The 14504-nt window shown below is 70.7% G+C and carries 13 protein-coding genes; 2 read left to right on the top strand and 11 right to left on the bottom strand.

The genetic code is table 11. The annotated features are described in order from the left end of the window. Window positions 1–25: 25 nt before the first annotated feature. Complete coding sequence (locus tag ACFY1S_RS26680) at window positions 26–832, bottom strand: BTAD domain-containing putative transcriptional regulator (RefSeq protein ID WP_387123280.1); 807 nt, start codon at window positions 830–832, stop codon at window positions 26–28. A gap of 258 nt (window positions 833–1090) precedes the next feature. On the opposite strand from ACFY1S_RS26680, the gene ACFY1S_RS26675 reads away from it, so the two are divergent. Continuing rightward, window positions 1091–2056: a DUF1702 family protein gene (locus ACFY1S_RS26675; RefSeq protein WP_387123278.1), complete on the top strand. Its 966-nt coding sequence runs from the start codon at window positions 1091–1093 to the stop codon at window positions 2054–2056. Between the two features lie 73 nt (window positions 2057–2129). Here ACFY1S_RS26675 and ACFY1S_RS26670 read toward each other — a convergent pair whose 3' ends face one another. Both ACFY1S_RS26670 and ACFY1S_RS26665 read right to left on the bottom strand, forming a co-directional pair. After that, window positions 2130–2990 carry a MaoC/PaaZ C-terminal domain-containing protein gene (locus ACFY1S_RS26670; RefSeq protein ID WP_387123276.1) on the bottom strand — a complete coding sequence of 287 codons (861 nt, stop codon included), beginning with the start codon at window positions 2988–2990 and terminating at the stop codon, window positions 2130–2132. Between the two features lie 33 nt (window positions 2991–3023). After that, window positions 3024–4394 carry an extracellular solute-binding protein gene (locus ACFY1S_RS26665; protein WP_387123274.1) on the bottom strand — a complete coding sequence of 457 codons (1371 nt, stop codon included), beginning with the start codon at window positions 4392–4394 and terminating at the stop codon, window positions 3024–3026. A 192-nt stretch (window positions 4395–4586) separates the two neighbouring features. Here ACFY1S_RS26665 and ACFY1S_RS26660 point away from each other — a divergent pair, with 192 nt between their 5' ends. Further along, complete coding sequence (locus ACFY1S_RS26660; protein ID WP_387123272.1) at window positions 4587–5465, top strand: alpha/beta fold hydrolase; 879 nt, start codon at window positions 4587–4589, stop codon at window positions 5463–5465. 50 nt (window positions 5466–5515) lie between these two features. Here the strand turns inward: ACFY1S_RS26660 and ACFY1S_RS26655 are convergent, their stop codons facing one another. From ACFY1S_RS26655 to ACFY1S_RS26620, 8 genes are all read right to left on the bottom strand, one after another. Next, window positions 5516–6685: a pyridoxal-phosphate dependent enzyme gene (locus tag ACFY1S_RS26655; protein ID WP_387123270.1), complete on the bottom strand. Its 1170-nt coding sequence runs from the start codon at window positions 6683–6685 to the stop codon at window positions 5516–5518. Window positions 6686–6702: 17 nt separating this feature from the next. Next, entirely contained in the window at window positions 6703–7686 is a 984-nt protein-coding gene (gene sbnB / locus ACFY1S_RS26650) for a 2,3-diaminopropionate biosynthesis protein SbnB (RefSeq protein WP_387123268.1), read from the bottom strand. 9 nt (window positions 7687–7695) lie between these two features. After that, window positions 7696–8661 (bottom strand): 2,3-diaminopropionate biosynthesis protein SbnA, encoded by a 966-nt coding sequence (gene sbnA / locus ACFY1S_RS26645; RefSeq protein WP_364363201.1) that lies wholly within the window; start codon window positions 8659–8661, stop codon window positions 7696–7698. A gap of 69 nt (window positions 8662–8730) precedes the next feature. Then, a complete protein-coding gene (locus ACFY1S_RS26640) occupies window positions 8731–8940 on the bottom strand; it encodes an MbtH family protein (RefSeq protein WP_364363198.1) in 210 nt (69 codons plus the stop codon). A gap of 111 nt (window positions 8941–9051) precedes the next feature. Next, window positions 9052–10107, bottom strand: coding sequence for a phosphopantetheine-binding protein (locus ACFY1S_RS26635; protein WP_387123265.1), 1056 nt, complete (start codon window positions 10105–10107; stop codon window positions 9052–9054). A 4-nt stretch (window positions 10108–10111) separates the two neighbouring features. Beyond that, window positions 10112–11695 (bottom strand): AMP-binding protein, encoded by a 1584-nt coding sequence (locus ACFY1S_RS26630; protein ID WP_387123263.1) that lies wholly within the window; start codon window positions 11693–11695, stop codon window positions 10112–10114. Beyond that, window positions 11692–13554: an FAD/NAD(P)-binding protein gene (locus ACFY1S_RS26625; protein WP_387123261.1), complete on the bottom strand. Its 1863-nt coding sequence runs from the start codon at window positions 13552–13554 to the stop codon at window positions 11692–11694. The genes ACFY1S_RS26630 and ACFY1S_RS26625 overlap by 4 nt, the downstream gene beginning before the upstream one ends. A gap of 196 nt (window positions 13555–13750) precedes the next feature. Further along, a complete protein-coding gene (locus ACFY1S_RS26620; RefSeq protein WP_387123259.1) occupies window positions 13751–14491 on the bottom strand; it encodes a thioesterase II family protein in 741 nt (246 codons plus the stop codon). Window positions 14492–14504: the final 13 nt, after the last annotated feature.

Here is a 14504-nt window from a genome sequence, read left to right as displayed (position 1 = left end):
GCGGCGGGGGCGCTCGGCGGTCGGTCTACGAGGCGAGCCAGACCGGCTCGGAGTCGAGTGTGCCGGCGAGGATCGCCTGGTGCAGTCGTTGCAGTCGGGGGCCCGGCTCCACTCCCAGCTCGCTGCGCAGCACGGTACGGATCTGCCGGAACGCCTCCAGCGCGTTCCCGGCCCGCCCGCAGCGGTAGTACGCGGTCATCAGCAGCGCGTAGAAGTTCTCGTGCATCGGGTGCCGGGCCACAAGCATCGTCAACTCGCCCAGCAGGTCCGCGTGGCGGCCGAGGGCGATATCGGCTTCGATCCGGCGTTCCACCACGCCGAGCCTGTTCTCCTCGAGCGACGCCACCTCCGCACGGAGGATCCGCCCGGCCGGGACGTCGACCAGGGCCGGCCCGCGCCACAGGCCCAGCGCGCGTCCCAGCAGTTCGGAGCTGGCGGTGCTGTCGCCGACGTCCACCGCGCGGCGGCCGGCGCGTGCCAGGTTGTCGAACTCCGCCACGTCGGTCTCGCACAGCTGCCCGTCGAGCTGGTAGCCGGAGTGACGGGTCTCCAGCAGCCGTCTCGCCCACTGGCGGTTGCGCGCGGCTCCGGTCAGCTTGGCTCTGAGCTGGAATATGTAGGTTTGCAGTGTGGTGGCGAAGCTGCGCGGCGGCTGGTCTCCCCAGAGCTCCTCGACGAGTGTCTGCGTGGTGACCACCCGCCCGGCGTTGAGCGCGAGCAGCACGAGGATCTGCCGCTGCTTGGGCGCGCTCGGCATCACCGGCTGGTGGTTCAGGTACGCGGATGCCGGACCCAGCAGTCGGACGACGAGCTTTTCGTCTACATTGATCACTTCTCTGCTCCAAGGGCTCGTACCGGGTGACTTTCCGTTGCTCGATCTTGCCTCGAGCGGAACCCAAGCTTCCAGAGACATGGTCATGACCCGATGGGTGAAGAACTCACCCCACAAACATGACATCGCAATGTGCGAGCATCAATGACCGGCGCTGTGACGAAGTCGGACGACCGGCAGCAACCGAGAGTAAGCGGGCCCGCATTTACCGCGCCACGATGGAGGGTGACCCGTCGGTGTCACCCGGAAGGTGGATAGGTGCCAACTGTCTTCGGATCGATGCGCAGGCTCATGCTGACCCCTCAGCTCGCCGACGTGACCTTCGCCAAACGGGGCTTCCCGGCGGAGCCCTCCCCGGGCAGCCGTCACCTGGAGGCCGTGCCCCAGGCCGTGATCTGCGGATTCGAGTGGGGGATCGACGCCCGCGACCAGTGGGAGGTGGAACGCCGGCTGGACCTCGTGAACGAGGAGCTGCGCGGTTTCGCCTACGAGGGGGTGACGATGGCCTTCACCGTTCTCGACGCCATGGGGCGTGGCCACCGGACCCGCGATCTGCTCCTCGGGCCGGGGCGTCCGCACATTTTTCTCGCGTACATCGGTATGGGTTTCGCGATGGCCAGATTGCCCAGGAAATTGTGGAGCAAGGCCGTTCCCGATCTGGCCGGTGGCCCCTACCACCCGACCATGAGCTGGCTCGCGGTCGACGGTTACGGATTTGACCGGGCCTATTTCGACAAACCGCGCTGGATCGATGCGCAACAGGTGCCGAAGCCCTACCCGTGGGAGGGTTCACCTGACTATTTCCTGCGCGCCGTCGACCAGGGTGTGGGGCGGGCGTTGTGGTTCATCTGCGGTGGTCGCGCCCCCGATGTCGCCGCCGCGGTGCGGCGTTTCGCCGAGCACCGCCAGCCCGATCTGTGGAGCGGTGTGGGGCTGGCGGCGACGTTCGCCGGGGGAAGCGACGCCGACGGCCTGGACGCGCTGCGGCGGGCCGCCGGCGACAAGTGGCCGCAGGTGGCACTGGGCGTGGTGTTCGCGGTGAAGGCGCGTTCCTACTCCGGTCTGGTTCCTGACTACACCACCGCCGCCTGCCAGATCCTGGCCGGCCTCACCGTGGACAAGGCTGTCGCCCTCGCCGACGCCACCGCGGTGCACTCCCCCGGCGCCGAGCCCGCCTACGAGTTGTGGCGGCAGCGGATCCGGGCGCACTTCGACAACGCCTGACCGGCACCAGGACGACAATGACCGGTACCGGCTCGCGGGGCGAGCTGGTACCGGTCACCGGTGCGACGGCCCGCTACCCGGACGGGACGCGACTGGTCATCCGGCCGCGGTCGATAACCACGGTCCCGTCCCCCGTGGCGGTCCGGAAGAAGGCCGTGCCGTCGTGATCGCGCCAGATCGAGACGACTAGTGAGTCACCCGGAACGACGGGAGCGGTGAACCGACCAGACATCGCGACGAAGTTCGCCGGGTCGGAGCCGCACAGCTCGTGCAGCAGCACGCGTCCGGTGAACCCGAAGGTGCACGGACCGTGCAGGATCGGTCGGCTGAATCCCCCTCGCGCGGCGAACCGGGGGTCGGCGTGCAGCGGGTTCCGGTCACCGGAGAGCCGGTAGATCAACGCCTGCTCCGGCCTGGTGCGCTCCACCACCGTGTGGTCCGGGGGCCGGTCCGGCGGCGACCACGGCGGGGAGCTGCCGCGGTCGCCGCCGAACCCGCCCTCGCCCCGGATGAACATGCCGGACCGGGTGGTGATGACGGGCTCACCGGTGGCGGGGTCGACCGCGACGCTCTCGAACCGGACCAGCGCGTCGGCGCCCTTGTCGTACATCCCGGTGACTGTCGACGAGGTGAGGACCGTGCCGGCGACCGGCAGGGGCCGATGAAGCTCGACGTACTGCTCGGCGAGGACGAGGTGGGCGCGGTCGAAGTCACCGATGCTGCGCGCCGGTGGGACCTGCGCTATCACCAGGCCGTAGGTGGGCAGCACCTTCTGCTCGACGCCCTCGCTGTTCTCGGTGGTGAACTCCAGCTCGCGCAACGGATCGTCGAGGCCGGCGCCGACGCCGAGGGCGTACAGCAGCGCGTCCTTCGAGGTCCAGGACCGCTCGCACGGTTCCCCGGGTACGCCGACGAGACTGTGCTCGAGCGGCATCGTCACCTCCAGGTGCTGGCTCCGGTACGGCGGCTACAGGCTGACGGCCAGGTCTTCCGGGGTGCGGCGGGGAGGTCCGTCGCAGTACGCGTTGTAGGCGTCGAGGTGCTTCTGCGCCCGGCGGGTCGCCTCGACGAACCTGGCATGGGGCTCGGCGCCGGCGGTCAGGACGTCGTGCATGGCACTGGTGATCTCGCCCATGATGCCGGCCTGCCCGCCGAGCAGAGGGCCGAGCGCCGCTGGCGACCCGTCCGCGGCCTCCAGCTGCTCGCCCGCGACGCGCAGGCGGGGATTGTCGCGGTACGTGCCCTTGCGGAGGATGTCGACCGCGTTCCGGGTGATCGGGATGCGGTAGTGGCGCTTGGCCCACTCGGCGGCGTTGCTCGGCCGGTTCAGGTACTGCATGAACGCCAGCGCACCGTCCTGCTTGGCCGGGCTGAGACCGGCGGCTAGCCAGAGCGCGAACCCGCCCATCATGTTGCCGGCCAGCGGAACCTCGTCGTTGTACGGCAGCGGACCCACCGCCACGGTGAACCCGTGCCGGTCGCCCCTGTCCAGCAGGTGCGACGCGTCCACTGAGGAGCTGAGGAAGAGCGCGATCCGCTGCTCCTCGAACGCCTCGTAACCGCCCGGGAAGTCCAGCAGTTTGCCCGTGTACAGGTAGTGGCCGTCCCGGTGCAGGCCCTGCCACCACCGGACGTAGTTCATCATCTCGGTCGAGGCGAGGTCGACCTTCTCGGCCCGGCCGGAACGGCCGTTGTCGTGGTCGGCGATCAGCCCGCCCTGCTGGGCCACCGCCTGGAGGAAGACCCAGTAGAAGTTGGGCCAGGCGATGCCGTGCGTGGGCCCGTTCGGCAGTTTGGCGAGCGCCTCGCAGGCGGCCGTGACCTCGCGCCAGGTGCGCGGCGGCTCGGTCACTCCGGCCTTGGCCAGCAGGTCCATGTTGGCGTACAGGACGATCCCGGAGGCCGTACGGGGGATGGCCGCCAGCTCGCCGGCGTAGCGGAAGTAGTCGCGGGCCGCCGGCACCATGTCGTCGAGCACGACCGCCTCACCGAGGATCTCGGACCGGCCCGCGATGGCGCGCTCGACGGGTGTGAACAGGGGGTTCCCGTCCCTCCCGAGGGTGTCCATGGCGCCCCGGGTGGCGGTGAAGTGATACTCGGCGATGTCCGGCGCCTCGCCACGCTCCGCAGCGCGGGCCACCTCGGCGGGCATCGTCCGGAAGTCGTACCTGTTGATCTCGACCTGGTACTCCGGGTGTGCCGCGTTGAACTCGTCCGCGGCGGTGACCGCGATGTCCGCCTCGTTGGTGGCCCAACTGGCCGGGTCCGTCAGCCAGACATTGATCTTGATCGGTCGTTCCTCGGCGACGTCACTCGAACTGTGTGCTGCTGCTGTCATGTCAGCCTCCATCTTGCCGGCACGGCGGGTCACGGGCGGGCGCGCACGTCCACCGTGTCAGCGATGCGCGGTGGGCCGCGCCTTCGCGTTTGCTCACCAGGAGCGGAGGTCGGGCAATCGGGAAGCTGGCCGCTGCGCGGCACCGTGCTCTGATGGCTGCGGTTGCGGCGACGCACCGCGTGAGGAGGCAGGATGCAGCGCACGGTACGGATTCCTGATGGTCGGCTGCTGGTTGTCGAGGAGCGGGGTGACCCCGCCGGCTGGCCGATCCTGGTACACCACGGCACCCCGAGTTCGCGCGGAGCGGCCTTCTACGGGCCGTGGGTACGCGACGCCACCGCGCGCCGGCTCCGGCTGATCAGCTACGACAGGCCCGGCTACGGCGGGTCCTCGCCCCGGCCGGGCCGCACCGCCGCCGACACCGCCGCCGATGTCCGCGCGATCTGCGCCGAGCTGGACATCGACCGCCTCGGCACGTGGGGCTTCTCGGGTGGCGGTCCGCACGCGCTGACGTGCGCCGCCCTGCTACCCGACCTGGTGACCGCCGCGGCGGTCCTGGCCGGGATGGCACCGTTCGAGGCCGAGGGCCTCGACTGGTACGACGGCATGTACCGGGACGACGTCGAGGACACCCAGCTGTACCTCACCGATCCGGTCGCGGCGTGGAAGAAGATGAGCCAGGACCGGGACGAGTTCCTGCTCGCGTCGACAGGCGAGATGTCCGGCGCCGACGGATCACCGTTCATGGCGGAGGACGCGGTGGACACGCTTGGCGTGTTCCACGAGTTCCACTCCTCCTGCCGGGCCGCCGGGCTGACGTCGGGCATCCGGGGCTGGTGGGACGACAACGGCACCCAGCTGCGGCCGTGGGGGTTCGACGTCGCCGATATCGCCGTCCCCGTCCTGCTCATGTACGGCCGGCGGGACGTGTTCGTGCCGTCCGGTCACGGCGGATGGCTGGCCCGGCACATCCCGGGCGTCGAGGCCCGGTGGTTCGACGAGGACGGGCACGGGACGCTGGCGCGAAAGCGCGTACCCGCGGCGCAGGAGTGGTTGTCCGATCGGCGGTAGCGGTTGCCGTTCGGCGGCTGCGGCACCGCCGCAGCCGCCCGGCGCCGGGCTCAGGCCGCTGGAACGGATGTGCCGGCCAGGGCGTGGGCCACCGCGTCGAGGCTGGCCGAGATGGTGAACACAGCGCCGGGCCGCGCGGCCTCGACGGGCACCGCCGGCAGATCCGCGCCTGTCACCCAGGCGACGACCGTCTCCTGCGGACCGACCAGACCCGTGGCGCTCGCCCGACAGAGTCCGGCGACCGCGGCGGCCCCGGCCGGCTCGGTCGGGAGCCGCGCCGCGTCGGACAGCAGCGCCACCGCGTCCAGGATCTCCGCGTCGCTGACCGTGACGAAGTCGCCCCCGGCGTGGCGGACCTCGTCGATGGCCCAGTCGCCGAGCATCGGCTCGGGGACCTCGATGCCGTCGGCCACCGTGCCCGGCCACCGGGCGGGCTCCTGGGCGCCGTGCCACCGCGCGGCCAGCGGCGCGCAGTCCCGCGCCTGCACCGCGATGATCCGGGGAACCGTCGCCAGCACGCCGCACGCGACGAGTTCGCGGAAGCCCTTGGCCGCGCCGATCAGCGTCACCCCGTCGCCGACGGGCAGGACCACCGCGTCCGGCGCGCGTCTCCCGAGCTGCTCCCAGACCTCGAAGGAGGCCGTCTTCTTCGCCTCGATGGTGAGCGGATTCAGCCCCGTGCACCGGTCCAGCCAGCCGAAGTGGGCGGCCGCATGCCGGGACAGCTCGAACGCGGCGCGGTAGCCCTCGCGGACCCGGAAGACGTACGCCCCCATCGCCGTCATCAGCTCGACCTTCGCCGGCGCGCAGTCCTCGGGTACGAAGATGACGACTGCGACGCCGGCGGCCGCGCCGCCGATGGCGGTGGACAGGGCGGCGTTACCTGTCGACGCCGTGGAGACCACCCCGACGCCGAGCCGCAGCGCCTCGTCGATCACGAGAGCCGTCGCCCGGTCCTTGTTGGAGGCGCTGGGACCGGCGGTCTCGTCCTTGAGCCACAGCCGCGGCAGGCCGAGCCGCCGTCGCAGTCCCCGCGCGGGGCGCAACGGCGTGCCGCCCACCGGCAGCGGATACCGGGCGGGCACGTCGGGTCGGGGCAGCAGGCCCCGGTACCGCCACATGCCGGTCCCCGAGTCGGGCCCGGGCAGCAGCGACCGGTCGTAGTCATAGGTGTACGTCTCGTGCCCGTGCGCGACGGACTCCAGCCGTGCCTCACCCACAGGTGCCTCCCAGCACGTCAGTTCCCGAAGAAGTCCGTCACCGAGACGGTGCGCGCGTCGCTCTTCGCGCGGTCCAGGACCAGGGCGCCGACCGCGATGTCGAGAACGCCGAGTCCGAACGGCGAGAACACGACTGCCTCGTGCGGCTTCAGCTCACACCTGCCCCGCAGGACGTCGGCGAGGGTGCCGGTCACGAACCCACGTCCGCCGGACAGCTGCTCGGCCAGGTGCGGTGAGGTCTGGGCGCGCAGGCAGTGGTCCACGTCGTCGACGATGTTCTGCGTGGCGAGCAGCGTCCGCGGGTGGATGTCGCGCAGGGAGACGTTGAGAACCGTCTGTCCCGGCGCGAAGCGCAGGCTCTCCGGCAGGTACGGCGTTCCCGCGGTCGTGGCGAAGACGACCACGTCGCAGCCGAGCGCGGCGTCCAGGTCCACCGCCTCGCCGGATCCCGGCCAGTGCTTCTCCACGTCGCTGACGAACCGCTGCGCCCGCTCGGGCACGAGATCGTGGCACACGAACCGGGTCACCGGAAGCTCCGTGTGCCTGAGGTACTCGGCGATGGTCCGTGCGATCACGCCCGTACCGACAAAGCCGAGACTCACCGGCCCACCCCCCGGTCGCAGGGCCCGCGCCGCCAGGGCCGCCGAGGCGGCGGTACGCGCGGCGCTGATGTGGGCCGACTCGAGGCAGGCCACGGGCCGGCCGGTCCGGTCGTCGTTGAGCAGGAGCACCGCCGACGCCCGGGGCAGACCGAGGTCGTGGTTGCCGGGGAAGCTGCTTATCCACTTGAGCCCGGGCATCCCGACCTCGCCGCCCAGGTACGCGGGCAGGGCGATGATGCGGTTCGCCGGCCGGTCCGGGAAGCGCAGGAAGTGGCTGGACGGGTTGACTGTCTCGCCCCGGTCGTGGGCGAGATACGCCTTCTCGACGGCCGTCAGGACGGCGTCACGGGCGCCGTCGAGCGCGTCGACGGCGACCGCGTGCGGCACGATCTGAAACATTCGGACTCCTCACCACCGCGCCAGGACCGAGTCGATGCCCGGGAAGTGCTCAGCCACCCACTTCTCGGAGTAGATGGTGTCGACGTACCGCTCGCCGGTGTCCGGCGAGATGGCCACCACCGGTTCACCGTTGCGGAACGTCGGCGCGAGGCGGCGCACCGCGGCGAGCACCGTACCTGTGGACCCGCCGACCAGCAGGCCGTACCGCCGCGCCACGATGTGGCACGCCGAGACCGTCTCCACCTCGGGTACGACCACCCGCTCGTAGTCGCCCCGGTCGACGAGCAGCTCGGGACGGAGGCTCGCGCCCAGGCCGGGGATGAGGCGCGGGGCGCCGTGATCCGCGAAGAGGATCGATCCCTCCGAGTCGACGGCGATGATCCGGGTGGCCGGGCGGTTCTCGCGGAAGAACTCCAGACAGCCCATGAGCGTGCCGGAGGTGCTCACCCCGACGAGCACAGCGCCGACATCGGGCAGCTCTTCGAGAATGCTCCGGGCGGTCTGCCGGTAGTGGGCGGAACTGTTGGCCCGGTTGGCGTACTGGTTGGGCCAGAACAGTTTGCGGTCCTGCTTGAGCTGGGACCGGATGTAGTCGATCCGGGTCTGCAGAAAACCGCCGTTGGCATCCCGGTCGGTGACGATCACCACGGTGGTGCCCTGCGCCCGCATCGTGCGGATGGCGGCCGCGTTGGTGTTGGGATCGGCGACGATCGTGAGACTGATCCCCCGGTTGACGCACACGGTTCCGAGTGCGATACCGAGGTTCCCGGAGGACGATTCGATGAGCCGGTCGCCAGGTCCGATTCCGGATCTGTCGATCAGATCCTCGATCAGCGCGACGGCGGTCTTCAGTTTGATGGACCCGGCGGGGTTGAGACCCTCCAACTTCAGGCTCAGGTCGACCCCGGGCACGAATCCGGCCAGGTCGAGGAAGATGTCGTCGGTGACAATCTCGTACGCGGCGTCAAAGATCATCGGGCCTCGCTACGCCAGTGGTGCGCGGTCGGCATCGGCCGGTGGGCCGGCTCCGTATCCGCTGGGCACTCAGCCATCCTGGGAGTGGACAAGGCTTGCCGGACGCATGTCCGTCCAGTGCTTCTCGATGTACTCGAGGCAGGCGGAGCGGGAGTCGTCGTCGTGGACGACGACCCAGCCGTCGGGACTTGCGACAGCGGCCGGCCACAGCGAGTACTGGGCTTCGTCGTTCACCAGCACGTGATATCGAGCGTCGGCGTCTTCGAACGGGTTGGACACGAGCACTCCTCGTTTCGTCGTTGATCACTGTCGCTCGACTGGCGGACCGGCCGTCTGCATCGATCGTCCGCGTCGCAGGCGGGCGGGGCATCTTGCCCGTTGCCGACGCCCTCATCGACGGGATCCGCTGGTCGAGGCGCCGACAAGCACGTCGATCCGACCGGCGAGGTCCTTGAGCACCGGGGTGTCGACGAGCACCCGGACGTTGAACTCCACGTTCCAGGTGCGGCGGGCCGACAGCACCAGCCTGGTCGCGAGCATCGAGTCGCCACCGAGGTCGAAGAAGTTGTCGCCACGGCCGACCGCGTCGACGCCCAGGACCTCAGCCCACATGCGGGCCAGGGCGAGTTCGGTGTCGGTGAGCGGCTCGGCCTGCGCGTCGCGCTCCCGCACTCCCCCGTCGGCGGGTACGGGCTGCGCGACGCCGTGCAGGAACTCGAGCACTGCGGCACGCGCCTGGTCGTTGGCCGCCAGCTCCGGCCTGTCGCAGGGGACGCGTACGGTCCGCAGGTCGGTCGCGCCCAGCCAGCCGGCGTCGGCCGGATGGCCCTGCGAGATCACCTGGAGGACCGGGCCACGCGGCGGCGGCTGCTCGTCGTGGTGGGCCGACACGAGGAAGGTGATCCACTCGACGTACACGCCCACCACGTTCTCCACCGGGCCGCTGACGTCGGCGTCGCCGAACCCGAAGGCGGCCAGCGCGAGCCTCGCCCGCAGGCGCAGGTCCTCCCCGATCCGCCGGACCAGGGTCTCGGGGGTGGCGAGCAGCCCCTCGATGTCGAGCAGCGGGGGTCGTTCGACATTCGGCGCGCGACCCTCGACCTGCCGCACGACCTCGTGGTATTCGTGCAGGATCTCCGACGGCGGGGTCCGCTGCGGGTCGAGCAGCACGATGGGTACCGGACCGACGGGACCGGCCAGGAGCGCGGCCATCGCGACCGCCAGGGGTGCGGTCGCGCAGTAGGCGATCAGGGCGACCGGGCGGTCCGGCCCCAGCCGCGCGAAGAGGTCGCGGGCGTACGCCGGAGTCGTGAGCGCGGTCGGCATCGGCGAGGTCAGGACCTCCTGGCACTCGAATCCGGACCGGTCGAGGTGCATCTCGCTGATGTGCGCCTCGGGCCGCCGGCCCGGGTAGTCGAGGATGAGAAGCAGTGGTTTGTCGGACACGGTCTCATCGCTCCCCTGCGTCGGCGGCTACCGCTGTGGTGCGGTTCGCCGGAGCCAGCAGCCGCGCGATGGCGGCACGATCGGCCTTTCCGCTCGACGTCCGCGGCAGGGACGGCAGCACCGAGATGGACGGTGGGACCGAGTACCAGGGAAGTTCGTCGCGGAGCGCGGCGAGCGCTGCTGTCGCGTCGAACTCCGCGTCGCCAGTGACGGTGACGGCGGCGCGCAGTTGGCGGGAGCCGGCGCCCAGGCTCACCGGGACGCAGATGGCCTCCACCACCCCGGGCTGCCTGCCCAGGCATGCCTCGACCTCGAGCGGGTTGACCCGGTACCCACGGATCTTCACCTCGTCGTCGGTACGGCCGAGGAAGTGCAGCACCCCGTTCTCCACGCTCGCCAGGTCGCCGGTGCGAAAGGCCCTGGTGTGCCCGTGCGCGGTCGGCGGGATCCGCACGTACCGCTGCGCGTTCAACGTCGGCTGGTTGAGGTAGCCCAGTGCCAGGGGCGAGCCGGCGACGAGGAGTTCACCGACGTTCGAGTCACCGGAGTCGACGATGTCCAGCAGGACCTCGCAGCCCGGCAGTGGCAGGCCGATCGGTGCCAGCGCTGGCCACGAACTGCTCGGTCCGGTCAGCGTGTGCACGGACACGGTGTGCGACTCGCTCTGCCCGTAGTGGTTGTTGAGCACGCATCCGGGCAGCCTGTCGAAGAAGTCCCTGATCGCCGGCGTGCAGACCAACTGCTCGCCAGCGGTGTTGATCTCACGGAGGGCGAGGTTCGCCAACGAGTCGAACGCCGTCGCCGCCGTCGCCAGCATGTGCAGGGCGACGCAGGGCAGGAACAGCCGTTCGATCCGCTCGCGGGCGAGCCAGTCCAGCAGCTCGATCGGGTCCTGCCGCAGCTCCTCGGGCATGATGACGAGCGATCCGCCGCCGCCGAGCGTGCTGAGCGTCTCCTGGAACCAGATGTCGAAGTTCAGCGGTGCGAACTGTGCCGTCCGCAGGTCCTCGCGGACCGAGTGCTGCCGCTGCCAGGACGCCATGTTGTCGATGCAGCTGTGCGGCATGGCCACCCCCTTGGGGTTCCCGGTGGACCCGGAGGTGTAGATGACGTAGACGGGCGTCTCCGGGGCGCGGCGGACGAACCGCAGGTCGGTCCCGGCCAGCGGGTCCACCTCGCTCCACGCCGGGATCGTGATCCGGCGCGGCGCCGGCAGCTCCGGGTCGGGTCCCGTGTGCAGCAGGACCTCGGCTCCGCTCTCGGCGAGCATGTAGGCCAGGCGTCGGCGCGGGAAGGTGCCGTCCAGCGGCAGGTAGGTGGCGCCCGCGCCGATGACGGCCCAGGCCGCCGCGACGATCGCCGCGGACCGGCGTCCGGTGACGGCGACCGTGTCGCCCGGGCCGACACCTGCGTCCCGAAGCAGCTCGCCGATGCGGGCGATCCAGGCGGCCAGCTCGCGGTATGTCAGCTGGTGTTCCGGGTCGGCGACGGCGAGCGTCGCCGGCCGGAGGTCGAGCGATCGCTCGAACGAGTCGAGTACGCAGGACGGATCGGCCGTCCCACCCCAGAGTCCGGTTTCGGTGATCATCGCGACGTGCCTCCCTCGAACGCGCTCACGATCTGTCCCGCACGCCGTACGTCCTCGACGAGTTCGTGCACCGCGCGGTCCACGTCGGACTGTGCGCGCTCGAAGCGTCCGGGTGAGGTGAGGTAGCCGTTGTAGAACGTCGCGCCCTCGCAGAGCAGGCCGAACGCCCAGATCCGGGCGGCGGAGGTGCCGTCCTGCGCCACGGGATGGCCCAGCGCGTCCACGTCGATCGACGCCACGACCGGGCTGTCGGGCCGGAATCGCCGGAGCACACCCCGTCTGGCCATCGCGCCGACCACTGTCGTGTCGTCGGGCAGGGAGCTGAGGCGATCGGTGTAGCCCCGGTAGAGCCAGTCCGCGTGGACCGTGTGGCGGGCCGGGAACGCCGTCGAGGACAGGGCCCAGGAGCGGCTGTCGTCGTCCCAGCTCACCAGGGGGTTCGGTCCCAGGGACATCGACACCACACCTGACCGCAGCAGCGTCAGGATGTTGGCGGACCGCTCCTCCTCCGGGCCGATCACCAGGCGGTTGATCGTCTCGGCGTGGTAGCGGTAGAACCGGTCCAGCGACGCGTCGGTCAGTCCCCCGAACTCCACCGCGTACCGGATGGTGTCGCGGACCTCGCGACACATCTCGGTCGCCGCCTTGAACGGGCTCCCCTCGAATCCCCGGGCCGCCTGGGCGATGTCGGCGGCCATCCACGACTCCAGCGACCGCTGGTACGCCTCGCCGTCCGAGGGCGGCGGGAGGTCCTTGGCGCTCGGCGTCACGGTCCCGTGGTACGCCAGCTCGGGGTCGAACTCGTCAGGCCCGGGCAGGTCGTCGAGCGCGGACAGGCGACCGTCGGCGACCGCGGCACGCGCACGCAGGAGGAACGCCTCGGCGTCCTCGGTGCCGGTCTGCTGGAGGATCGTCGCCCGGCGGTACGCCACCCGCAGTTCGAGCATGAGCAGCGGCAGGACATCCCTGTCGAAGTCCAGTTGCGGCGTCGCGGCCCGCAGCCTGTCGATCGCCGAACGGGTGAACGCGACCGGCTCGTACGCCACGACCAACGACGGCGCGGGCCGCGCGCGGTACGGCAGGCCGGACCGGGAGAACACGACGATCCGCGGCTCACGGCCGCTGGGCACGTACCGCTCAGGTGTGACAGTCCGGTCGAACCTGCCGCCCCGCCCCACGGTCAACGCGAGGATCGCGTCCGTCGCCGTCAGACCGAGGCCCGCGATGGCGACGGTCTCCGACGGCTGGACGGACGCGAGCTGCCCGGGCAGCGGGTAGGGCCTGCCGATCAGTCGCCCCGCCGAACCGTCCCGGTCGTCTGGCGGCCGGGAGGGGCGCTGGCCGACCGTCACGAAGACGTAGTCGGCCTCGATGTGGTCGCCGTTGTCGAGCGACAGGATCGACGTGTCACCCTTTCGCCGCAGGTCCGCGGCGGCGGACACGTGCGGGATCAGTCGCACGTTCTCCGGGGCGTTGTCCCGCAGACGCCTGTAGAACGACAGCAGATACTCCCCGAAGACCCGCCGGGGCAGATTGTCGTTCGGGCGTACCAGACGCCCCTGCGTGCCCACCGTGAAGCCGTCCCGCGCCACCCGCAGCCCTCGTTCACGCGCCCAGTCGAAGAGGGTGGGCCCGCTCAGCGGAGGCGCCTGGGAGACGGACCTGGGGGACGGGTACATCGAGACGTACGCGCAGGCGTGATTGAGCAGCAGGTAGTCCGGCTGGTGGACGTCGTACTGCTGCGGCTGGGCGGGGTTGGGGTCGACCAGGTGCAGGTCGAACGTGAACTCCTCGTCGACGAGGGCCGCGTGGCTGATGAGACGCTCCAGAACACTGAGCCCCCGGACACCGACGCCCACGATCGCAACAGTGACCGATTTTCTCCGTTGGCCCGGCGCGTACTGCTCATCCATCGCAGACCCTCCAAATAAGCGGCAATGGGCCGACGACCGCACACCGCATCGGCGGCCGTCACTGACAATTCCAGTCCGGTACGATCCGTCACACCTTCGCGATTGCCGCCGTCAGCGCTGCTGGCCCGCCATCGCGCGGCGATCACACCCGCAGGTCAGCGGCTATCCGCTCGAGCACCGCCGGGGACTTCTCGAAGATCGCGAAATGGTCACCGTCGAGCACGAGTTGCGCGTACCTGTCGCTTGTCTCCCGCTCCCAGCCGGCGACCTGTTCCGGAGCCGCGAAATGGTCACGCGTGCTGGCGAACGCCGTGATGGGGACCGGCAGACGCGGTTCGGGGTGGTAGCTGTAGATCTCGTTGACGTGGAAGTCGGCGACGAGCAACGGCTGGATCAGCTCCAGCATCACCGGCTCCGCCAGGATCTCCTCGGGCGTTCCACCCAGCCGGCGCAGCACCACCGCCAGCTCGTCCGCAGGCAGCCCGGCCAGCTCGGTCCTGATCATCGGGATGCTCGGTGCACGCCTGCCGGCCACGAAGAGGTGGACCGGCAGGGGACCGCCCCGGCGGCGGATCTCACGGACGACCTCGAAGGCGCAGAGCGCCCCGGTGCTGTGGCCGAAGATGGCGTACGGCTGTCGTACCGTCCTGAGCACCTCCGGCGCGAGCTGCCGGGCGATCTCCACGGCCGAGGTCAGGGGCTGTTCGGAGCGTCGCGTCTCCCGGCCTGGCGGTTGGACGGGGCAGGCCGCGATCGTCGCCGGCAGGTCGCGGCCCCACGCCCGGTAGACCGCCGCACCGGCGCCGGCATGTGGCAGGCACAGCAGGCGGACCGCCGCGTCCTCGCCGGTCCCGAACGGGAACCACTGGTTTCTGGGCCGCACTCGTCCGGCGCTG

This window comes from Micromonospora sp. NPDC000663 (assembly GCF_042898105.1).
In the GTDB taxonomy this organism is placed as follows: domain Bacteria; phylum Actinomycetota; class Actinomycetes; order Mycobacteriales; family Micromonosporaceae; genus Micromonospora.
This window is presented reverse-complemented; position numbering and strand designations above follow the sequence as displayed.

Coding starts and splice junctions, on each gene's coding strand:
- ACFY1S_RS26665 (WP_387123274.1), bottom strand. CDS start 4,394: ATGACAGCAGCAGCACACAGTTCGAGTGACGTCGCCGAGGAACGACCG.
- sbnB (WP_387123268.1), bottom strand. CDS start 7,686: ATGTTTCAGATCGTGCCGCACGCGGTCGCCGTCGACGCGCTCGACGGC.
- ACFY1S_RS26630 (WP_387123263.1), bottom strand. CDS start 11,695: ATGATCACCGAAACCGGACTCTGGGGTGGGACGGCCGATCCGTCCTGC.
- sbnA (WP_364363201.1), bottom strand. CDS start 8,661: ATGATCTTTGACGCCGCGTACGAGATTGTCACCGACGACATCTTCCTC.
- ACFY1S_RS26660 (WP_387123272.1), top strand. CDS start 4,587: ATGCAGCGCACGGTACGGATTCCTGATGGTCGGCTGCTGGTTGTCGAG.
- ACFY1S_RS26670 (WP_387123276.1), bottom strand. CDS start 2,990: ATGCCGCTCGAGCACAGTCTCGTCGGCGTACCCGGGGAACCGTGCGAG.